Source organism: Marinobacter sp. BSs20148, assembly GCF_000283275.1.
GTDB lineage: Bacteria > Pseudomonadota > Gammaproteobacteria > Pseudomonadales > Oleiphilaceae > Marinobacter > Marinobacter psychrophilus.
On record NC_018268.1, the window covers coordinates 2736208 to 2757940 of the forward strand.

The following is a 21733-nucleotide window of genomic DNA, read 5'->3' on the forward strand; positions in this document are numbered from 1 at the left end:
ATGACCGAACCAAATTCTGTTCCAACTTCTGCTCCAAACCCGGCCCCTGACTCTGCCCAAAATCTGGCCGTTGTGATTAACACCCGCAGCCCCGGCGTAACCGAGGTGGTGTTGAACCGCCCCAAAAAACGCAACGCCTTTGACGACGTGATCATCAGCCAACTGATTGCCGCGTTCGAACAGATCGGGCAAGACAGCAGCACGAACGTGGTGGTACTGCGCTCCGAAGGCAAACATTTTTCCGCCGGAGCCGACCTGGGCTGGATGCGGCGCATGGCCGACAACAGCCAACAGGAAAACCTGAACGATTCGCGGCAGCTCGCGCGCCTTATGTCGGTGCTGAACAGCCTGCCACAGCCCGTGATCGGACTGGTTCAGGGCGCCGCTTTTGGCGGTGCCGTGGGCCTTGCAGCCTGCTGCGATATGGTGATCGCAACCGAACAAAGCACGTTCTGCTTGAGCGAAGTGAAGCTGGGGCTGATTCCAGCCGTGATCAGCCCTTACGTGGTGCGTGCCATCGGCGAACGCCAGGCGCGGCGCTATTTTCTGACGGCGGAGGTATTCGACGCCCATCAGGCCTGCGAGTTTGGGCTGGTCCACATTGTTGCGAGCGACAACGACGACCTGCAAACCCGCTGCGACCACATGCTGCAGCAGCTTGCCGGCAATGGCCCGCAAGCCATGGGCGCAGCCAAAGCGCTCATTTTTGCCGTCAGCCAACAGCCACTAAGTGCAGATGTGATTGAAGACACGGCCCGGCGCATTGCCGATATCCGCGTGGGACAAGAAGGCCAGGAAGGCCTTGCCGCTTTTCTTGAAAAACGTGCCGCCAGCTGGGTTCCGGAGGACCAACACTGATGTTTACAAAAATACTGATCGCCAACCGCGGCGAAATCGCCTGCCGGATCATAGAAACCGCACACGCCATGGGTATCCGCTGTGTGGCTGTCTATTCCGATGCCGACGCCAACGCCCGCCACGTGGCCATGGCCGACGAGGCCTTTCGCATCGGCCCCGCTGCCAGCTCTGAAAGTTATTTACGCGGTGACATCATTATTGAGGTCGCGCTGAAAAGCGGCGCCCAGGCCATTCACCCCGGTTACGGATTTTTGTCCGAAAACACTGGCTTTGCCGAGTCCTGCGAGACTCATAATCTGGTATTTATTGGCCCGCCCTCCTCGGCCATCGCCGCCATGGGTTCCAAATCCGCCGCCAAGGAGATTATGGGCAAAGCCGGCGTGCCGTTGGTGCCTGGCTACCATGGTGCCGACCAGGCACTGAAAACCCTGCGCGCCGAAGCCGAAAAATGCGGTTTCCCACTGCTACTGAAAGCCGTCGCCGGCGGCGGCGGCAAAGGTATGCGAGTAGTGACTCACATAGGCGAGTTTGATGAAGCCCTGGCCGCCGCCCAGCGTGAGTCTAAAAACGCGTTCGGCAACCCGGATATGCTGATCGAGCGCTATCTGACCCAGCCCCGCCACGTGGAAATCCAGGTGTTTTGCGACCAGCACGGAAACGGCGTTTATCTGGCCGAGCGCGACTGCTCGGTACAACGGCGCCATCAGAAAGTGCTGGAAGAAGCCCCCGCACCTGGTCTGAGTGATGAAACCCGCAAGGCCATGGGTGAAGCCGCTGTAACCGCCGCCAAAGCGATACATTACGTTGGCGCCGGCACCGTTGAATTTCTCTACGACGTCGACGGCTCGTTCTTCTTTATGGAAATGAACACCCGGTTGCAAGTAGAGCACCCGGTCACCGAAATGGTCACCGGCCAGGATTTGGTGGAATGGCAATTGAAAGTAGCCTGGGGCGACCTGCTGCCACTGGCTCAAGACGACGTAAAAACCCGTGGTCACGCACTGGAAGCGCGGATTTACGCCGAAGACCCGGATCAGGACTTTCTGCCCGCCACCGGCACCCTGCGCTATTTGACCACGCCCGATGAAAACGCACACGTACGGGTAGACACCGGCGTGACCGAAGGCGACGAGATCAGCATTCATTACGACCCGATGATTGCCAAACTGATTGTCTGGGATGAAACCCGGGAACAAGCCATCAACCGCATGGTGCAGGCGCTGGAGAGCTACCGCATCGCAGGGGTGAAAACCAACATCCGCTTTTTGCACGCTCTGGCCGACGCCCAGCCCTTCCGCGAGGCCAAGCTAACCACCGGTTTCATCGACGACCACCACGATTTGCTGTTCCCGAAATCACGGCTAGACACTCAAAAAGCCCTGGTACTGGCCGCTGGCTTTGTACTAGAGCAGCGTAAAGCCGGCGAAGTAAACGCCCAGGATCCCTGGTCGCCATTCGGCCGCCAGAACAGCTGGCGCATGAACTCGGAATACGCTCAACCATTGCAGTTCAAAGTGGGCGACGACATCCACGAGCTGAAGGTGTTGGAGCAAGACGACGGTTATCAGGTAACGGTAAACGGCAACCTTTACAACTTGAATGCCCGGCTCGACGATGATCACCTACAAGCGGTGGTTAACGGCCACCGCCTGAGCGTGCACGGCAACCTGCATAACGATCAACTGGTTTTGTTCCATCAAGGGCAGACCTTCCCGTGTGTGGTTTATCGTGAAACCTACGGCTTTGAAGAAATGGCCAGCGAAGGCAGCTTGGCCGCACCCATGAACGGCGCAGTAGTGGCGATTCAGGCCAAAGTAGGCGATAAAGTAGTCAGCGGCCAAACTCTGGTGATTATGGAAGCCATGAAAATGGAGCACGCCATTAAGGCGCCATCAGACGGCGTAGTAACCGACATCTTCTACGCCGAGGGTGACCAGGTGGCGGAAGGCGCAGAATTGATTGCAGTGCAAGTAGACACTGAGAGCGAGCAACAGGAGGCAGGCTAATGGCCTTTCCCAAGCGTGTAAGACTGGTAGAAATGAGCCCCCGCGATGGCTTGCAGAACGAGCCCGGCCCGGTGATTCCTACCGCAGTAAAAGCTCGGCTGATCAAGCGTTTGGTAGAGTGCGGGCTTACCCATGTGGAAGCTGCCAGCTTTGTATCACCACGCTGGGTGCCGCAAATGGCTGACGCCAGCGACGTGATGGCACTGATCGAGCGCAAGCCCGGTGTGTGCTATGCAGCGCTAACACCCAACCTGCGTGGTTTTGAAGGCGCTCTGGCCGCGGGTGCTGGAGAAGTGGCCGTGTTTGGCGCGGCCTCAGAATCGTTCAGCCAGAAAAACATCAACTGCTCCATCGCCGAAAGCCTTGAGCGCTTTGCTCCAGTCATGGAAGCCGCAAAGCACAACGGTATTCCCGTGCGTGGTTACGTGTCCACCGTGCTGGGCTGCCCTTACGAAGGCGAGATTGCCCCGGCCAAAGTGGCTGAAGTGGCCAAAGCCCTGTTTGACATGGGCTGCCATGAAATTTCACTCGGCGACACCATTGGCACCGGCACCCCGGCCAAGGCCAAGCGTATGCTCGAAGCCGTTGCCCGTCATGTACCGGTTGAACACCTGGCGGCACACTTTCACGACACCTACGGCCAGGCCCTGGCCAATCTGTACGCGGTGTTAGAAGAAGGCGTGGCGGTGATAGATGCCTCCGTGGCTGGCCTGGGTGGCTGCCCTTACGCCAAGGGTGCATCTGGCAATGTGGCCACCGAAGACGTGCTGTACATGCTGGATGGGCTGGGCATTGAAACCGGCGTTGATCTGCGCCAGCTGGTGGCGACAGGAAACTGGATCAGCTATCGCCTGAAGCGCCGCAACGGCTCCAAGGTCGGCCTGGCACTGGCGGAATCAGACTCTCGCTAACGGCACTTTGAATTTAACAAAAGGACCTGACATGAATCACAAAAACAACGCGGTCGCTCTTGATCTTCCCATTCCTGACCTTGCCGAGTTGCCAGACGACGTTCGCAAGTATTTTGCAATCTGCCAGGAAAAGCTGGGCATGGTTCCAAACGTGCTGACCGCCTTCAGCCAGAACCTGAAACAGCTTTATGGTTTTTCCCGCCTTTACAACGAGCTGATGATGGGTGAAGGCGAACTCAGCAAGCTGGAGCGGGAAATGGTGGCGGTGGTGGTGTCCTCGGAAAACAAATGTTTTTACTGCCTGGTGGCTCACGGCGCCGCGGTAAGGGTTATGAGTGGCGACCCGGCCCTGGGCGAACACCTGGTGATGAACTACCGAACCGCAACGCTGGATAAACGCCAGCGGGCGATGCTGGATTACGCCTCGCACCTGACCGTCTCGCCCGCCACCGTTGGCGAAGAACAGGTGCAAGCTCTACGCGACGCTGGCTTTAGTGACCCTGGTATCTGGGACCTGGGTAACGTGATTGGTTTCTACAACATGTCGAACCGCGTGGCCATCACCAGTGATATGCGACCCAATCCTGAATACCATAGCCAGAGCCGCTGAACACTCTGATAAACCTCTTAGCCCTAGACAAAAATAATCGGAGGCAAACAATGAGCCAGACACTTTCAAGTAATCCGTTACCCAGTTACACAAGCGGGCCATCAACTACCCCACTGCTAGGCATGACCATCGGCGAAATGCTGGACCGCACCGCTGAAAAGTTTCCGCACAACGAAGCCCTGGTGTGCCTGCATCAAAACATTCGCTGGACCTATAAAGAATTCTTGGCCAAGGTCAACGAGGCGGCGCGAGCGTTCCTGGCCATTGACGTCAAGCGTGGCGACCGGGTGGGCATCTGGTCGCCCAACCGTTACGAATGGACCGTTACCCAGTTTGCCACCGCCAAAATAGGCGCCATTCTGGTGAATCTAAACCCGGCCTACGGTGCCCATGAGCTGGAATACGCCATGAACCTGTCGGGCATCAGCGTGCTGGTCACCGCTGACCGATTCAAAGCATCTGATTACCGTAAAACACTCTATGAGCTGGCGCCCGAACTGAAAGCCAGCGCCGCTGGCAAGATCAAAGCCAGGCGCCTGGCAGACTTGCGTGCCGTGGTCAATATGGACACAGAACAACACGCAGGCATGTGGAGCTGGGCCGAATTTATCGGGTTTGCCGATCAGGTCGACCAGAAAAACGTCGACAAGATCCAAAGCCAACTCCAATTCGACGACCCTATCAACATCCAATTCACCTCTGGTACCACCGGAAGCCCGAAAGGCGCCGCCCTTACCCACCACAACATCCTTAACAACGGCTTTTTTGTCGGCGAAAGCCAGCGCCTGAGCGAGAAAGACCGATTGGTCATTCCGGTACCCCTGTACCACTGCTTTGGCATGGTGATGGGCAACCTTGGCTGCGTCACTCACGGTTCTACCATGATCTACCCCGGCGAAGGCTTTGAGCCAAAAGCTGTGTTGCAGGCCGTGCACCAGGAAAAAGCGACTGCGCTTTACGGCGTACCCACCATGTTCATTGCGGAATTGGCAGATCCAGAGTTTGAAATCTATGACTTGTCGACTCTACGCACCGGTATTATGGCCGGCTCTATCTGCCCGGCCGAGGTGATGAGAAAGGTCAACGGCAAGATGAACATGAAGGAAGTTCAAATAGCCTACGGCATGACCGAAACCAGCCCGGTATCTACCCAGACCAGCTCCCAGGATCCGTTCGAGAAGCAGGTGACCACCGTAGGCCGCACTCAGCCCCACCTGGAGAATAAAATTGTTGAGCCGGCCAATGGTAATATAGTGGCCCGCGGCACGATTGGAGAGCTGTGCACCCGCGGTTACAGCGTCATGCTGAAGTATTGGAACAACGACGAAAAAACTCGCGAAACCATAGACGATGCAGGCTGGATGCACACCGGCGACCTGGCCACCATGGATGAGGACGGCTACATTCAAATTGTCGGCCGAATTAAGGACATGGTGATCCGCGGCGGCGAAAACATCTATCCGAAAGAAGTTGAAGAGTTTTTGTACACCCACCCTTCCATTGAAGAAGTTCAGGTAACCGGCATTCCAAACGAAAAATTCGGTGAAGAACTGGTGGCTTGGGTGAAACTTCGCCCCGATGCGGACTCGGTCGATGCCGATGATCTGATCGCATTCTGTAAAGGTAAAATCGCCCACTACAAGATTCCGCGGAACTACAAATTTGTGGAGGCGTTCCCGATGACAGTGACGGGCAAGATCCAGAAGTTTAAAATGCGGGAAATGTCCATCGAAGAAATGGGGTTAAAAAAATAGTACCTATGCCAAGTTCGACATCCCGACCAAAGCCAAAGCCCAGCTCGATTCGCGTCGGCCACCGCTACCGTGCGAACCGACTGAAAGGCCCTTATGACGCTATTGTGATTGGCTCTGGCATTGGCGGGCTGGCCGCGGCAGCTTGCATGAGCAAACTGGGTCAAAAAGTGGCCGTGTTTGAACAGCACTACACCGCCGGCGGCTTTACCCACAGTTACGACCGTAACGGCTACGAGTGGGACGTGGGCGTGCACTACATTGGAGATATGGGCACCAGCCACACCTTGGGCCGGCGCCTGTTTGACCACATCACCGACGGCGAGCTGAAGTGGGCGCCCATGGACGCTCACTTCGACCGAATTTTTGTGGGCGACAAACAGGTAGATCTGGTCGCTGGGCCAGAGCCTTTTAAGGCCGAGCTGGTCGCAGCTTTCCCGGATGAAGCCAGCACCATCGACACCTATCTGGATTACCTGCGCCAGGTGTCCAAGGCCATGCCGGGCATTGTTCTGGGCAAGATTTTGCCCGATCTGGCCGTAGGCCCGCTGGCGAAAATTACAAAACGTCGTGCGCCGGCATTTTTGAACAAACCGACTCGCCAGGTTCTGGAAAGCCTGACCTCCAACCAGGAACTGATTGCCGTGCTTACCGGCCAATGGGGCGATAACGGCCTGCCGCCGGCACAGTCCAGCTTTATCATCCACGCGTTGATAGCCCGGCACTATTTACACGGTGGTTACTACCCGATCGGCGGTGCGTCAGAGATGGCGAAAACCATTATGCCGGTGATTCAAAAAAGCGGCGGCGAAGTCTTCACCTACGCTGACGTCACTCGTATTCTGATTGAAAATGGCAAAGCCGTAGGTGTCACCATGGCCGACGGTGAGGGAGTGAGGGCACCCCTGGTCATCAGCAACGCCGGTGTGTTCAACACTTTCAACACGCTGCTGCCAAAAACAGCACCAAGCTGGGACTACTATCAGGACAAGCTGACCACGGTAGAACGCTCTATGGCCAGCAACTGCCTTTACATAGGCCTGAAAGACACCGCTGAAAATCTGGGCCTGCCAAAAACCAATTACTGGATTTACCCCGGCCCCCATTACGAGCAGCAGGTACAGGATTTCATGGACGATCCTGACGCCAACGACATCCCGCTCACCTACATTTCTTTCCCCTCTGCCAAGGACCCCAGCTTCGCCGAACGTTACCCCGGCCGCGCCACCATCGAAATTGTCGCTCCCGGTCCGTTTGAGTGGTATGCCGAATGGGCGGGCAAAACCTGGGGCAAACGCGGTGACGACTACGAAACCAAGAAAGAAAAATACGCCCAGCGGTTGCTGACTAAGCTTTACCAAAAGTTCCCGCACCTGGAGGGAAAAGTGGATTACTACGAGCTGTCTACACCGCTTTCTACCCATCACTTCTGCCGTTACAGCCAGGGCGAAATTTATGGCGTGGCACACACCCCAGACCGCTTCGAGCAGGACTGGCTAAAACCCAAAACGCGCATCCCCGGCCTGTACCTGACAGGCCAGGACATCATGACGTGCGGCGTCGTAGGCGCGATGATTGGAGGGCTGATAACGGCCGTTGCAGTGAGCGGTTTACGCGGCCTGCCGCTGGCCAAAAAGATGTTTTTAGGCTGACACTTTCTTTACCTGAGACACGCTCTTGGTATTTTACTCCCGGGAAACCGGTGCCTTTCTAACAACGAGGTTGCATGAAAACCATTGGCCTCATCGGTGGTATGAGCTGGGAATCAACTCAGACTTATTACCGCCTGATTAACCAGAAAGTACGAGAACAGCTCGGCGGGCTCCACTCGGCAAAACTCATACTCTACAGCGTGGACTTTTCCGAGATTGAAGCGCTCCAGCACAAGGGCGACTGGGAGGGGGCCGCCAGAATACTGGTCGCCGCAGCGCAATCCGTGCAGTCCGCCGGAGCTGATTTTTTGGTTATTTGCACCAACACCATGCACAAGGTCGCCCCGCAAATTGAACAGGCCACGGCCATACCCCTGCTTCATATTGCTGACGCCACCGCTAAAGCACTGCTCAACAATGGAATAACCTCGGTGGGGCTGCTTGGTACCCAATTCACCATGGAACAAGCGTTCTACCGGGAACGGCTTGAGCAAAAGGGCATTACCGTTATCATTCCAAATGATAACGAGCGGGCTGTAGGCCACCGAATAATCTTCGACGAATTGTGTCAAGGCATTATTAATCCTGAGTCAAAGGCCTGGTATCTTGATGTGGTCGCTGCATTGGCCGCTCGAGGGGCGCAGGCCGTTATTTTAGGGTGCACCGAGATCAGCCTGCTCATCCAGGCCTCCGATACACAGGTTGCGCTTTATGACACAACAGACATTCATGCCGGTCAGGCTGTTACGCTCGCACTGAATTGAACCTGCGGTCACCTTTAGCCTCCGAGGCGTGAAATACACCCATCCGTACAAATCTAAAGCCCACAGCGGGTGGCTGTGGTATTGCCATGTTGGACTCCGCGGTGAGCGGCCCACCTGGGGCGATTTAGTGTTTGTGTGGCTGATGCTGTTTTTCCTGTTTCCTTCGATTGAAGAAACCGCCATGGATCTGGGCTGCACCCCACTAAAAACGTTTTTTGTCGTGACCCTACAGGTGATTACCCCAGCGCTGGCGTCTGACTGGTTACTGGTTACTGGTTACTGGTTACTGGCGTTTACCCTATCATTGGACGATCTGGTGATTGCCAGCTTTGTGTCTGGCCCAGGCGCCACAATCCTGCCAATGGTGGTGTTCTCGTCAGTACGCATGGGTGTATCACCAAAGATTAACGCGTTGGCCACGTTGATTATTCTGGCAGTATCGCTGGTGGCGTTTGTGGTTTGGTACATTATGCGCCGCCACGAAAAAAAGCAGCGCAGTGGCCGCCTTTCTTAACCCCCTGCAAACCGGGGACAGATTTTAAATCTGTCCCCGGTTTGTATTAAGGACAGATTTGAAATCTGTCCTTGCTTTATATCTCCTGATTAACCGATATTTTTCTTCATGAACTTCTGTACCTGGCCAACAATCCCGCTCTGGAACATCATCACAGTCAGTACAAAGATAGCGCCAAGAATGGCATCTACCCAGTCAGACAGCGGGCCTTGCGACAGCTGATATTCCAGGTTAACCACAAAAGCTGCGCCCACCACCGGGCCCAACAGGGTTCCGGTGCCGCCTAGCAACGTCATCAGAATGACTTCACCCGACATGTGCCAATGGGCGTCATTGAGAGAGGCCAACTGGAACACCACGGTTTTCATGGACCCCGCCAAACCTGCCAGGCCTGCAGAAATCACAAAAGCGATGATCTTGTAACGGTTGACGTTATAGCCCAGAGAAATCGCCCGTGGCTCATTCTGCTTGATGGCTTTGAGAACCTGGCCATAGGGGCTGCCCACAATTCGCTGCACCATAAGATACCCGGCTAGAAACACCGCCAAGACAAAATAGTACATGTTGAGATTATCGTTCAAATCAATCAGCCCCAGGAACTGACCACGGGGTATGCCGTGCAAGCCATCTTCGCCGCCGGTGAAACTCGATTGCACAAAGAAGAAAAAAACCAGCTGCGACAGCGCCAAGGTGATCATCGCAAAGTAGATACCCTGGCGACGAATGGCCACCAATGCGAAACCGAGACCCAGCAAGGTTGCTACCAGCGTGCCTGCGATAATGCCAAGCTCGGTGCTCAAACCCGAAAAAGTGGTTAACAGATAACCGGTGGTATAGGCTCCACTGGCCAAGAAAGCTGCATGGCCAAACGACAGCAAACCGGTGAAGCCAAGCAGCAGGTTAAAAGCGACCGCAAACAGGGCAAAACACAGTATTTTCATCAAAAACACCGGGTACATCACCATCGGTGCCACCATAAGCAGCGCCAGCAAAACCAGATTCAATATCAAACGTCTACGATGATCTGATTTTTGCTGGTCGAGCATGGTTTTGTGAATATCCGCCGGATTTACGGAATCGCTCATGGTTACGCCTCCTTTCCAAACAAGCCGGATGGACGCACAAACAGCACAACCACCATCACCAGAAAAATCACCGCCGACGAAGCCGGCGGGTAGAAGGTTTTAGTCAGCCCTTCTACCACCCCCATCAGAACTCCAGTGATGATCGCACCAGCAATAGACCCCATGCCGCCAATGACCACCACCGCAAACACCACAATCAAAATGTGCGAACCCATATCCGGGGTAACCGAATAAATGGGTGCTGCCAATGCGCCGGCAAAAGCTGCCAGCATGACCCCGAAGCCGTAGGTAAGGCTAACCAGCAAGGGCACGTTGATGCCAAAGCCCTGCATCAGCTGCGAATCTTCGGTGCCGGCCCGCAGATAAGCACCGAGCTTGGTTTTTTCGATCATGAACCAGGTACCAAAGCACACCAATAGCGCAATCACGATCACCCAGGCTCGATAATAAGGCAGAAACATGAAGCCCAGATTCATACCGCCTTTGAACACGTCAGGCATGGAATAACGCAAGCCAGATACGCCGTAGATGTTGGTCAGCACGCCCTGAATGATCAGCGCGACGCCAAAGGTCAACAACAGGCTGTAAATATGATCCTGACCCGCGATTTTACGCAGCAGGAAATACTCGATGGCAACACCCACGCAGCCCACCAGAATCGGCGCCACAAACAGCGCCGCCCAATAGCTGATACCCAGGGTATCGAACAGAATAACGGTGGCCATGGCGCCGAGCATATAGAGGGCGCCGTGAGCAAAGTTAATGATTTTCAGAAGACCAAATATAACAGCGAGGCCCAGGCTTAAAAGCGCGTAAAAGGCTCCGTTAATCAGCCCAAGCAGTAACTGGCCGAAGAGCACAGCGACAGGGACTCCCAAAATCATGGACATGTAGCTAACTCCAAAAGCAATGCAGGGGGCACCAGAGGTTGGTGCCCGTTCTGCTTGAGTCCGAGGGCTCCCCGCCGTGATTGCCGGGGAGCCCGTGGTTCAACTGCTTACTTGCTGGTTACCAGCGGGCACTGGCTTTCAGACAGCGGGCGGAAAGCTTCTTCAGCCGGGATGGTGCGCACGATGTTGTACAGATCCCATTCGTTTGTAGACTCGGCCGGGGTTTTCACCTGCGCCAGGTACATATCGTGGACCATGCGGCCGTCTTCACGAATGCGGCCGTTGGTGGCGAACATATCGTTGATGGGCGTGTCCATCATTTGCTTGCGCACTGCTTGAGCTTCGTCTGAACCCGTGGCTTTTATGGCGTTCAGATACTGCATGGTGCTGGAGTAGATACCCGCGTGAACCATGCTCGGGCGCACTCCGGTTTCTTCCATAAAGCGATCAGCCCAGGCACGGGCGTCGGCGTTCATATCCCAGTACCAGCCTGTGGTCAGCTGAATACCCTGAGCCGCTTCAGCGCCGAGGGCGTGTACGTCAGTGAGGAACAACAGCAAAGCAGCTAAGGTCTGGCCAGACTGGGTAAGCCCAAACTCGCCGGCCGTAGTGATAGCGTTGGTTGTGTCTCCACCGGCGTTGGCCAGGGCTACAACATCCGCTCCAGAGCCTTGGGCCTGTAGAATAAATGACGAGAAATCCGGAGTCGGGAAAGGATGGCGAATAGTACCAATGACTTCGCCACCGTTGGCTTCCACTACCTTTGTTACGTCTGCCTCAAGAGCGTGGCCAAAGGCGTAATCGGCGGTGAGGATAAACCAGGTTTTGCCACCTTCTTTAACGATGGCGCTGGCGGTACCGTTAGCCAGTGGGTAGGTGTCATACACATAGTGGATATGGTTAGGCGTGCAATGCTCGTTAGTAATGCTAGAGGCCGCAGACCCGGACACAATGCCCAGTTTGCCACTTTCTTCCAGAATGTCGCTGACCGCGATGCTGACCGACGATGCCACCAGGCCGGCAACCATGTCGACGTTGTCATTTTCAACCCAGCGACGCACCGTGCTGGAGGCAACGTCCGGGCTATTGCGGTCATCTGCGCTGACGATCTCAATTTTTTTGCCGTTCACCTGGCCACCAAAGTCGGCCACGGCCATTTCCAGGGCTATCAAGCCATTTGGGCCAGCAATATCGCGATAGGTGCCTGACATATCGGCCAAATAGCCGATTTTAACCATATCATCGGAAATTTGTGCCTGGGCAGCACCGGCCATCAGAGTGGTCGCTATGGCGGTGGTCAGCAGCTTTTTAATCATTGTCATTGTTATTTCTCCACTACGTTCATGCGTGATTTTTATTGGTTTTCGATTTCGCTTACTGCACTTATACTTCTCTTTATTGAGCCCCGTTCCGCAAGTTTTTGTGATTACACCCCCAGATATCCGTTCAGTAAAGAGCGCTTGGAGTCCAGTTCTGAGGCACTTACTTCCTCCACAATCTGGCCATGCTCGACCACGTAGTGCCGATCCGCCAGAGGTGCAGCGAAGTGGAAATTCTGCTCTACCAGAATAATAGTCAGACCTTTACGTTTGAGCTTCATCAGAACCTCACCCAGCTTTTCCACAATCACCGGGGCCAGGCCCTCGGTAATCTCATCAAGCAGCAGCATATTGGCACCGGTGCGAAGAATGCGTGCCAGAGCCAGCATCTGCTGCTCGCCGCCTGACAGTTTATTGCCAGGGCTGTCGCGGCGCTCATACAGGTTAGGAAACATGGTGTAAATTTCTTCCAGACTCATACCACCACTGCGCACAACAGGCGGCAACGTCAGATTTTCCTCTACGTTCAGCGACGCGAAAATTCCGCGGTGTTCGGGACAGAACCCCACACCCAGACGCGCTATGTGGTGGGGCGCGCAGCTCATGGTTTCTTCGCCGTTGATCATGATCGAACCGGTGCGCCGGCCCACCATGTTCATAATAGCTTTAAGCGTGGTGCTACGCCCGGCGCCATTGCGCCCAAGCAGTGTTACCAGCTCACCCCGGTTCACGACCAGATCAATGCCGTGAAGGATGTGAGATTCGCCGTAGAACGCATGCAAGCCAGAAACACGGAGCTGTTCGTAGTCTTTTTTTCCAACTTGGTTTTGGACAGCCGGGTTCATGCGTTTGCCTCCTTCTCCGACGCCTTAGGATCGCTGGCGCTGCCCATATAAACTTCCCGCACCCGCGGGTCTGCCGACACGGTTTTGTAGTCGCCTTCAGTAAGCACTGCCCCCTGGGCCAGCACAGTGATGCGGTCGCAGAGTTTACTGACAACGCCAAGGTTGTGTTCCACCATCAGCACTGTGCGGCCGACAGCCGCCTTGCGCACCAGTTCAACCACCTGACCAACATCCTCAGCACCCATTCCCTGGGTGGGCTCATCCAGCAACATCAACTGCGGCTCCATCGCAAGAGTGGTCGCCAGTTCCAACGCGCGCTTGCGGCCATAGGCCAGCTCAACGGTGGTAATGTGGGCGAACTCTGCGAGCCCTACCGAATCCAGCAACTCCATGGCGCGATCGTTCAATTTGTTCAGGCAGTTGCCGGATTTCCAAAAACTGAATGAGTTGCCTTCAAAGCTTTGCAGCGCCACCCGGATGTTCTCCAAGGCCGTCATGTGAGGGAACACCGCCGAAATCTGAAACGACCGCACCACGCCTTCGCGGGCAATAGCGGCGGATTTCATCGTGGTGATATCGCGACCATTGAACAAGATCTGGCCCCGAGTAGGAATCAGGAATTTTGTGAGCAGGTTAAACACTGTGGTCTTTCCTGCGCCGTTAGGCCCTATCAGCGCGTGAATATGGCCTTTGCGGATGTTCAGGTTAACGTCGTCAACGGCGACAAAGCCTTTGAATTCCTTAACGAGGTTGCGCGTTTCCAGAACGTACTCTTCGCTCATGAGCCAATATGCCTTTTTTATTGTTGTACATCAGAACCAATCATAGATTGGCTTAACGTATACGTAAACGTCAATCATTAATTCAGCGATTTTCCCGTGTTTTTTTTGCTGACCACTTGTGGCCGCAACGCTGAAGACCATCTGTCAGCGTTGCGGCGGTATGGAGTAAGTCATCGTGGAGTGCGCGACTGGCTCCTCGACTCCCCGAGAATATATAAACACCTCCCCTACCGCCATTGTTTTGCCCACCTTAAGCATGGTCGCACGGGCCCATATGGGCTGATGCGCCTCTGGCTTGCGTAGAAAATTGATATTCAAGTTGGTGGTCACCGCCAGCGGCACCAAGCCGATTTTGGACAGCAGCGCCGCGTAGAGCGTGACATCCGCCAGCCCCATCATCACCGGTCCAGACACGGTGCCGCCGGGGCGCAAATGGGTTTCGTCTACGTCGAGCATCATTTCTGCGCTGCCATCGCCCAGCTCGTACAGAGTCCCAAATGCGGCGCCTTGCGGAAACTGCTCGTCTAGAAAAGCCTGCAACTGCTCCATTGTTACTTTCATTCGCTGGTGTCTTCCCTGGCGCGATCGCGCAGAATAAAGCGCTGTATCTTGCCGCTCGGCGTTTTGGGTAGCTCGTCAACAAACTCGATTTCCCGCGGGAAAGCGTGGGTGGACAGACGCCGGCGCACATGGTTCTGCAGTTCTTCTCTCAGAACCTGGTCATCGGCCGGAATCTGGTCGCTTTTGATCACCACGTAGGCCTTGATGATGGCGCCACGCTTTTCATCGGGCTTGGCTACCACACCAGACTCCGCCACAGCCGGATGCTCCAACAATGAGCTTTCAACATCGGCTGGCCCCACTCGATAACCTGAGGTGGTAATGATGTCGTCGTCGCGCCCACTGAACGAGAAACTGCCGTCGCCGTTGTTAATGGCCATATCGCCGGTCAGGTAGTAACCCTGGGCGAACGGGTCTTTTTCACCCCAGGTGTAGCCATCGAAATGAAACAAAGGCGATGCAGCCACCTCAATGGCAACTTGCCCGACTTCACCGGTACCCACCTCTTCATGCTTTTCATTCAGCGCTACAACACGGTGCCCTAACGATGAGAAACCCATGGCGCCCTCCTTTACCGGGTGCGCCAAGCCGTGGAAGTTGCAGCAGGTCATGCCCGTTTCAGTCTGACCGTAGTGATCTTTTACCTCACAGAAATGACGACGACGGATCCAGTTAACCACCTCCGGATTCAAGGGCTCGCCGGCGCTACTCGCTACCCGTAGCCCGAGATTTTCACCTTCAGGCAGCACGTGATCATTCGCTTTTAACAACCGATAGGCCGTGGGCGCCGCCGCAAGATTTGTAATTTTGTACTTGCGGATCATGTCGTAGGTGCTTTCAGGGGTAAACGCGTTGGGATTGAAGTGGGTAGCGTGGCCCATCAGCAGCGGCCCGATAACCGCATAGTACAAACCGTAAGCCCAACCCGGGTCTGCCACGTTCCAGAATGTGTCGCTGTCACGAAGGCCCACCGCATCGCGCATGTAAACATAGAATGACAACAGTGCCCGGGCTGGAACAGACACCCCTTTGGGCTTGCCCACGGTGCCCGAGGTAAACATTTGCAGGAAAGGGTCAGTGCCTTTAATCAGCACCGGTTCAAATTGGCCGGACTGCTCGCCCAGCGCCTGATAAAAGTCAGCATCACCATGGCCAGCTTCCGCCGAATCGACACACAATACCGACGGGCAGTTTTTAACGTCATCCAGCTTCAAACGATTTTCCGGGTTGGTGACGATCAATTTGGTGCTCGCCCGCTCCAGGCGGTATTCGATAGCGCCAGAGCCAAACGCAGTAAACAACGGTTGATAAACAGCGCCAATGCGCCAAGCGCCCGCCATAACAATGAGCAGTTCCGGAGTGCGCGGTAACAAACCCGCAACACGGTCGCCCTTGCCCACTCCCTGCAACTTCAGGTAGTTGGCAAAACGGGCGGACGCCTGTTTCAACTCGGCAAAAGTAAGAACGCCGTCACCGCCGTCTTCCGTTTCGTAATACAGCACAACTTTTTCGGCATTGGCTGCCCATTTATCGCAAATTTCGTGGCAAACATTCAGCCCACTGTCCAGGCGACCATCCAATACTTCGGCCTCCAGAGCAGCAAGGTCAAAATTGTTGTACGCATCGACGTATTCCGGAAGGCTCATTTTTTGCTCCTGTTATTTTTGTCTGTGGCTCTACATACACCAGATTTATCATAGGTGCTAGTTTACGTAAAGGTAAACTTTAGGCCAAGACAAGTCCAAGCAAGCGTTATAGGCTTCTTTGCGAGCAATAAATTTATGAACTGGACGCCGACGCAGAATCTGCTGGAATACCCCCCCGAACAGCCCTCATCAATGGCGCTGCCAGCAGGCCCCACACTGCCGGATTGGGCAGACCAATAGTCTATGCCGTCAGCCCGGTGGCAATGCCCACTAGCAGGAAATAGGGGGCAGCTTACCTGCACCGCTGAATTGGCGCATGGCGATTAAACAATGGCTCGCCCATTGCCATCAAAACCTTACCGCTTGCCTAAAAACCGTGGTTGCTCAATATCATGGTGCTGCAGCCACCGATATATGGTGGGCCGGGACACATCGAAGCGCCGGGCCACTTCGGTAATGTTCCACCGATAGGTTTCAAGTGCCACCAGCAGACAACGCCGCCCGTCAGGGCTTTCACTCGGTTCTGTGGGCACAGACACACTCTTTTGCTTCAAACAGGCTTCTGGCAGATCTTCAGCGGTGATTTCGTGGTTATCACAGGTGGCTTCCGCAAAGGCCAAAGCGTTGACCAATTCACGAATATTTCCTGGCCAATGGTACGCCAGCATGGCACTCATGGCGTCGGCCCGAATGTGGACATCCTCGACTTGACCTTGCTTTATAAGCTTTCGCAATACACTGTTAATAACATGCTGGCGATCAGCTCTCTGGCACAGCGAGGGCAATTTTAAAGTCGCACCGTTCAAGCGATAGTATAGGTCAGAGCGGAAAGCCCCCGACTGAACCAGCTGCTCAAGGTTCTGATGCGTTGCCGCCATGAAACGGCAGTTCACCCGAATCGGTGCCTCTGCGCCAACCGGAAGAACTTCACCTTCTGCAAGCACCCGCAACAGCCGCGTCTGTAGATGCAGGGGCATGTCTCCGATTTCGTCCAGAAACAATGTTCCACCTTCTGCCTGTTGAATAAGGCCGCGCATGCCTTTGCCACGCGCGCCGGTAAATGCTCCGGCCACATAGCCGAACAACTCACTTTCAATCAGGGATTCTGGAATTGCTGCACAGTTAACAGCAATGAACGCGCCGCTCGCCCGGCTGCCTGACTGATGTATGGCCTTGGCCAAAACTTCTTTGCCAGTGCCCGTTTCGCCAAGAATAAGTAGCCCGACATCGCGGTTCCGCAGGCGTTTGGCCAACGAAAGGGTACGCCGCATAACCGGGTCGTCTGCGGCCAGCTGGTCTAACTCCGGCACGCGCTCGTCGTTACTGGCCTTTACGCTACCGGAGTAATCGGCCGGTTTGGCTTTTGGTTTGATCAGTGTGGCAAACAAGGTGTCTTTATTGGCGTAATGCCTGAATGCCTTAACCTGATCATCGTGATCGTACGGAATACTCCAGATATCTCGAAGATCGCATTCAAACAATTCGGTCACCCCGGAAACCCCATCGATAAGGCCGGCGGCATTTTTGGGCATGAGCGAGCGCCCTGCGGTATTGGCGGCTTCGATGCGGCCACCTTCGTCAATCGCAAACAGATACTGGCCATTAACCTGGACAAATTCGCGGGAAACGCCGCAGCGTAGAACGGTCTGATTACGGTAACGTCGTAAAAAATAAGCGTCTTCAATCAAGCGAGCATAAAGCTGGGTCAAGTGCAGCGCGAACGTCTGGCTTTCACGGGCATTTGGCGAGTCCAGAGCCGATATGTCGAGCACTGCAAGTAAATCGCCGGAAGGGTCACGAATCGGCGCCGACGTGCAGGTAAGGCTGATGTGCGTTGCATCGAAATGATCAACCCGGTGGCAGGTCAACGCTTGTTGTTCCTGAATGCAGGTGCCCACAGCGCAAGTGCCGGCATACTGCTCGTTCCAATCGGCACCTAAATAAAGCCCTGCTTTACGCAAACGGCGGTCGTAGCGTCGGTCGCCAAGGTATTGAACGGTAATCCCCCGGTGGTCGGTCAACAGCACTACGTAACCAAGGCCCGCAATAATCCCGTAAAGCTGGTCTACCCCTGCCCGGGCCACGTTCAGGAACTCGTCCACCGAATCCTGATGCTCGCGCAAGGTCTGCTGCGTAACAATGCGAGCGCTGCGCGGCCGGCTCGGGTCCATGCCGTAGTCTTCAATACAGCGTTTCCAGGATCGCCCGATCAACTCGGCGCTTGGCGTTAACGCAGGGTAAGAGTCTTTCGCCGCAAAGTTCAGGATTGAATGAATATGACGACTCTGCGCCAGCTGATGGGTCATAACAGGCCTCGCGATGCTGTGCTCATTTTGTTGTTGTTGACAACGAATATAAAGGCAACCAATAAAGAGCATAGACCGCACAGCACCATAACGACATGCTTCATTAGTACACTCTACCGGCAATCTCTATTAGCCCCCCTTGCGTTACACCTGTAACACCAATGAGCTCTGCGATGTTTCAGGTGTAACACCAAAACCTTCTCTAATCCGCTTACACCCCCCAACTCCCGCACAGTTAAAACCCATTTATTTTTTGATTTTCAATAATTTATATTTCACAAAGTTTTCTGTAAAAAAACTGGCATGCCTGCTGCATCCTGACAATTGTCATGAAGGAGTAAATTCCTGCAGTGGGTGCCATGCACCCCGGTAACAAAAAAAATCTAACACCGGAAAGCTAGGATGACGGAGACCAAGATGACTGAAAATAAAGTGACAGCGACCCAACAAGCCCAGCAATGGCTTGACAGCTTTGAGGAAACCCTGAATTCGGATAACCCCGCGCAAGCAGCCGATCTGTTCGAAGACGGTGGCTTCTGGCGCGACCTGGTCACCATGACTTGGAACATTAAAACAATGGAAGGGCGCGGAGCAATTCGCGACATGCTCAGCGCCACGGCCAAGCGAACCCAGCCCGCAAACTGGCAGGTTTCCGAAGAGGCGACCGAACAGGATGGCGTGATCGACGCCTGGGTCACCTTCGAAACCGTTGATGCCATTGGCAAGGGCCATCTGCGCCTACGCAACGGCCATGCATGGACACTGCTGACAACCATGCAGGAACTGAAGGGATTTCCTGAGAAGCGCAAATTCAACCGCGCCAAGGGCGCAGAGCACGGCGCCAGCAAATCCCGTAAATCCTGGCTCGAAACCCTGCAAGACGAGCAGCAGGAATTAGGTTATAGCCGCCAGCCTTACTGCGTCATTATCGGCGGCGGCCAGGGTGGTATTGCCCTGGCTGCCCGGTTGAAGCAACTGGACGTGCCCACTATTGTTGTAGAACGCAGCGCCAAAGCCGGTGACTCCTGGCGCAACCGTTATAAGTCGCTGTGTCTGCACGACCCGATATGGTACGACCACCTGCCTTATTTACCGTTTCCCGATCACTGGCCCGTTTTCGCACCAAAAGACAAAATTGGTGATTGGCTGGAAATGTACACAAAAATCATGGAGCTCAACTATTGGAGTTCTACCGAATGCACCGCCGCCAGCTATGACGAAGCCAGCAAAGAGTGGGTAGTAGACGTGGTTCGTGATGGCGAAAAGGTGACCCTGCGCCCGCAGCAGCTGGTGCTGGCCACCGGCATGTCCGGCATCCCGAATGTTCCCGACATTCCCGGTATGGACACGTTTGAAGGCGAGCAACATCACTCCAGCCGGCACCCCGGCGGCGAAGCCTTCAAAGGTAAGAAGTGCGTGATTCTTGGCGCCAACAATTCCGCTCACGACATCTGTGCAGCGCTTTGGGAAAACAGCGCCGACGTGACAATGATCCAGCGCTCATCGACTCACATCATCAAGTCGGACACCTTGATGGATGACGTTCTTGGCGGGCTCTATTCGGAACAGGCGATTGCCGATGGCATGACGACGGAAAAAGCTGACCTTACCTTTGCGTCTGTACCTTTCCGAATCATGCCCGATTTCCATATTCCAGTTTACAAACAGGTGGCCGAAAAGGACGCAGATTTCTACGGACGGCTGAAAAAAGCCGGATTTATGCTGGACTTCGGTGACGACGGTTCCGGCCTGTTCATGAAATATCTTCGCCGGGGATCGGGTTACTACATTGATGTGGGTGCGTCAGAGTTGGTCGCAGACGGCGAGATAAAACTGAAAAGTGGCGTCGGTATCGAACACATCAACCCACGCTCTGTAACCCTGACAGACGGCACGGAGCTGCCTGCTGACCTGATTGTTTACGCCACCGGTTATGGCTCTATGAACGGCTGGGCGGCACGCATTATTTCTGAAGAAGTTGCTGACAAGGTGGGGAAATGTTGGGGAATGGGATCGGACACCACCAAAGACCCAGGCCCGTGGGAAGGTGAACTGAGAAACATGTGGAAACCCACGCAACAGGAAGCCCTGTGGTTCCACGGCGGCAACCTGCACCAGTCCCGGCACTATTCGCTGTATCTGGCGCTGCAGTTAAAAGCGCGCAAAGAAGGCATTGATACGCCGGTGTATGGACAGGAATCGGTACATCATTTGTCTTGATTAGCCACAAGGGCTGGCCGTAACGGTCAGCCCTTGTTATTTCCTGCCGGTCGCTCTCTAGCGGATACCTTTTACCGTTAAACTCTGCTGGCTTACTTTGGACTGTAAAGCCGCTGAATACTGGAAAAATCCAGATCTGCATTTCCCTGCCCCGCGTGAAGCGAGAAAAGGTTACGAGCCAGTGAGCCCATGGGAATCGACGCCTCGTTTTTCACTGCATTGTCGAATGCCAGGCCCAAATCTTTGGTCATCAGTTTTACCAAAAAGCCGCCTTCGTAGTTGCGTGATGCCGGCGCCGCTTCCATCACTCCCGGCCAGGGGTTATACACGTTCAACGCCCAGTTACCGCCAGAGCTTTGCTTCATGATTTCCGACAGTACGGCTGGGTCCAGCCCGTTCTTCACACCCAAAGCCAATGCTTCGCTGGTGCCCGCCATCAAGATGGCCAGCAGCATGTTGTTGCAGATTTTGGCCACCTGCCCCGAACCGTGTTCACCAGCGCGAAAAATGTTCTTGCCCATGTCCTGCAGAATGGGCTGGGCAGCCGCGTAATCGGCCTCGGAGCCACCGCAGATGAACGTTAACGTGCCGGCCTTTGCACCACCCACGCCACCGGACACCGGTGCATCCAGAAATCGGATTTTGTGCTCTGAGGCTTGCGCCGCTACTTTTTTGGCGGTTTCCGGAGCAATGGTCGAGGAATCAATTACCAGGGTGCCTTCCGGCAGAACTGCCAGTAAACCTTCAGCGCCCAGATAAACCGCTTCTACGTGCTGGCCAGCAGGAAGCATAGTAATCACGCACTCAGCGCCTTTAACGGCTTCATGAGCGGTGTCGGCGCTGCCTGCACCTTCGGCTTTCAGCGCGCTGACGGCGTCTGCCGACAAATCAAACACGGTGACCTGGTGGCCGGCTTTCAGCAGATTGCTGGCCATAGGGCCGCCCATATTACCAAGGCCAATAAATGAAATAATTGCCATCGTATTCCCCTCTTTTGTTTTAGTGCGGCTTCT

17 protein-coding genes and 1 pseudogene are annotated in these 21733 nt (G+C 54.9%); 9 read left to right on the forward strand and 9 right to left on the reverse strand.

Going from position 1 to position 21733, the window contains the following annotated elements:
- From MRBBS_RS12390 to MRBBS_RS12425, 8 genes and pseudogenes are all read left to right on the forward strand, one after another.
- Positions 1 to 858: an enoyl-CoA hydratase-related protein gene (locus MRBBS_RS12390; protein ID WP_014871866.1), complete on the forward strand. Its 858-nt coding sequence runs from the start codon at positions 1 to 3 to the stop codon at positions 856 to 858.
- On the forward strand, positions 858 to 2864 hold the full coding sequence (locus tag MRBBS_RS12395) for an acetyl/propionyl/methylcrotonyl-CoA carboxylase subunit alpha (RefSeq protein WP_014871867.1): 2007 nt from the start codon (positions 858 to 860) through the stop codon (positions 2862 to 2864). The genes MRBBS_RS12390 and MRBBS_RS12395 overlap by 1 nt, the downstream gene beginning before the upstream one ends.
- Positions 2864 to 3775, forward strand: coding sequence for a hydroxymethylglutaryl-CoA lyase (locus tag MRBBS_RS12400; RefSeq protein ID WP_014871868.1), 912 nt, complete (start codon positions 2864 to 2866; stop codon positions 3773 to 3775). The genes MRBBS_RS12395 and MRBBS_RS12400 overlap by 1 nt, the downstream gene beginning before the upstream one ends.
- A 31-nt stretch (positions 3776 to 3806) precedes the next feature.
- The gene (locus MRBBS_RS12405) at positions 3807 to 4385 is read left to right on the forward strand and encodes a peroxidase-related enzyme (protein WP_014871869.1); all 579 of its coding nucleotides are present in this window, start codon (positions 3807 to 3809) and stop codon (positions 4383 to 4385) included.
- A gap of 50 nt (positions 4386 to 4435) precedes the next feature.
- On the forward strand, positions 4436 to 6139 hold the full coding sequence (locus MRBBS_RS12410) for an AMP-binding protein (protein ID WP_083847054.1): 1704 nt from the start codon (positions 4436 to 4438) through the stop codon (positions 6137 to 6139).
- 5 nt (positions 6140 to 6144) lie between these two features.
- A complete protein-coding gene (locus MRBBS_RS12415) occupies positions 6145 to 7788 on the forward strand; it encodes a phytoene desaturase family protein (protein ID WP_014871871.1) in 1644 nt (547 codons plus the stop codon).
- A gap of 74 nt (positions 7789 to 7862) precedes the next feature.
- Positions 7863 to 8552, forward strand: coding sequence for an aspartate/glutamate racemase family protein (locus tag MRBBS_RS12420; RefSeq protein ID WP_014871872.1), 690 nt, complete (start codon positions 7863 to 7865; stop codon positions 8550 to 8552).
- 163 nt (positions 8553 to 8715) lie between these two features.
- Positions 8716 to 9066 (forward strand): annotated as a pseudogene (locus MRBBS_RS12425) (spermidine/putrescine ABC transporter permease); the annotation flags it as partial.
- 89 nt (positions 9067 to 9155) lie between these two features.
- Here MRBBS_RS12425 and MRBBS_RS12430 read toward each other — a convergent pair.
- From MRBBS_RS12430 to MRBBS_RS12465, 8 genes are all read right to left on the reverse strand, one after another.
- Positions 9156 to 10151 (reverse strand): branched-chain amino acid ABC transporter permease, encoded by a 996-nt coding sequence (locus MRBBS_RS12430; protein WP_014871874.1) that lies wholly within the window; start codon positions 10149 to 10151, stop codon positions 9156 to 9158.
- Between the two features lie 2 nt (positions 10152 to 10153).
- Positions 10154 to 11041 (reverse strand): branched-chain amino acid ABC transporter permease, encoded by an 888-nt coding sequence (locus MRBBS_RS12435; RefSeq protein WP_014871875.1) that lies wholly within the window; start codon positions 11039 to 11041, stop codon positions 10154 to 10156.
- A gap of 107 nt (positions 11042 to 11148) precedes the next feature.
- Positions 11149 to 12363 carry an ABC transporter substrate-binding protein gene (locus MRBBS_RS12440; RefSeq protein WP_014871876.1) on the reverse strand — a complete coding sequence of 405 codons (1215 nt, stop codon included), beginning with the start codon at positions 12361 to 12363 and terminating at the stop codon, positions 11149 to 11151.
- Between the two features lie 104 nt (positions 12364 to 12467).
- Positions 12468 to 13205 carry an ABC transporter ATP-binding protein gene (locus MRBBS_RS12445; protein WP_014871877.1) on the reverse strand — a complete coding sequence of 246 codons (738 nt, stop codon included), beginning with the start codon at positions 13203 to 13205 and terminating at the stop codon, positions 12468 to 12470.
- Positions 13202 to 13987 (reverse strand): ABC transporter ATP-binding protein, encoded by a 786-nt coding sequence (locus MRBBS_RS12450; RefSeq protein WP_014871878.1) that lies wholly within the window; start codon positions 13985 to 13987, stop codon positions 13202 to 13204. The genes MRBBS_RS12445 and MRBBS_RS12450 overlap by 4 nt, the downstream gene beginning before the upstream one ends.
- Before the next feature lie 144 nt (positions 13988 to 14131).
- Positions 14132 to 14548: a PaaI family thioesterase gene (locus MRBBS_RS12455; RefSeq protein WP_014871879.1), complete on the reverse strand. Its 417-nt coding sequence runs from the start codon at positions 14546 to 14548 to the stop codon at positions 14132 to 14134.
- Entirely contained in the window at positions 14545 to 16194 is a 1650-nt protein-coding gene (locus tag MRBBS_RS12460) for an AMP-binding protein (protein WP_014871880.1), read from the reverse strand. The genes MRBBS_RS12455 and MRBBS_RS12460 overlap by 4 nt, the downstream gene beginning before the upstream one ends.
- 356 nt (positions 16195 to 16550) lie before the next feature.
- Positions 16551 to 18500 (reverse strand): sigma-54-dependent Fis family transcriptional regulator, encoded by a 1950-nt coding sequence (locus MRBBS_RS12465; protein WP_014871881.1) that lies wholly within the window; start codon positions 18498 to 18500, stop codon positions 16551 to 16553.
- 417 nt (positions 18501 to 18917) lie between these two features.
- Between MRBBS_RS12465 and MRBBS_RS12470 the strand changes: the two genes are divergently transcribed.
- Complete coding sequence (locus MRBBS_RS12470; RefSeq protein WP_014871882.1) at positions 18918 to 20720, forward strand: flavin-containing monooxygenase; 1803 nt, start codon at positions 18918 to 18920, stop codon at positions 20718 to 20720.
- A gap of 92 nt (positions 20721 to 20812) precedes the next feature.
- Here the strand turns inward: MRBBS_RS12470 and mmsB are convergent, their stop codons facing one another.
- Complete coding sequence (mmsB, locus tag MRBBS_RS12475) at positions 20813 to 21700, reverse strand: 3-hydroxyisobutyrate dehydrogenase (RefSeq protein WP_014871883.1); 888 nt, start codon at positions 21698 to 21700, stop codon at positions 20813 to 20815.
- Positions 21701 to 21733 lie beyond the last annotated feature (33 nt).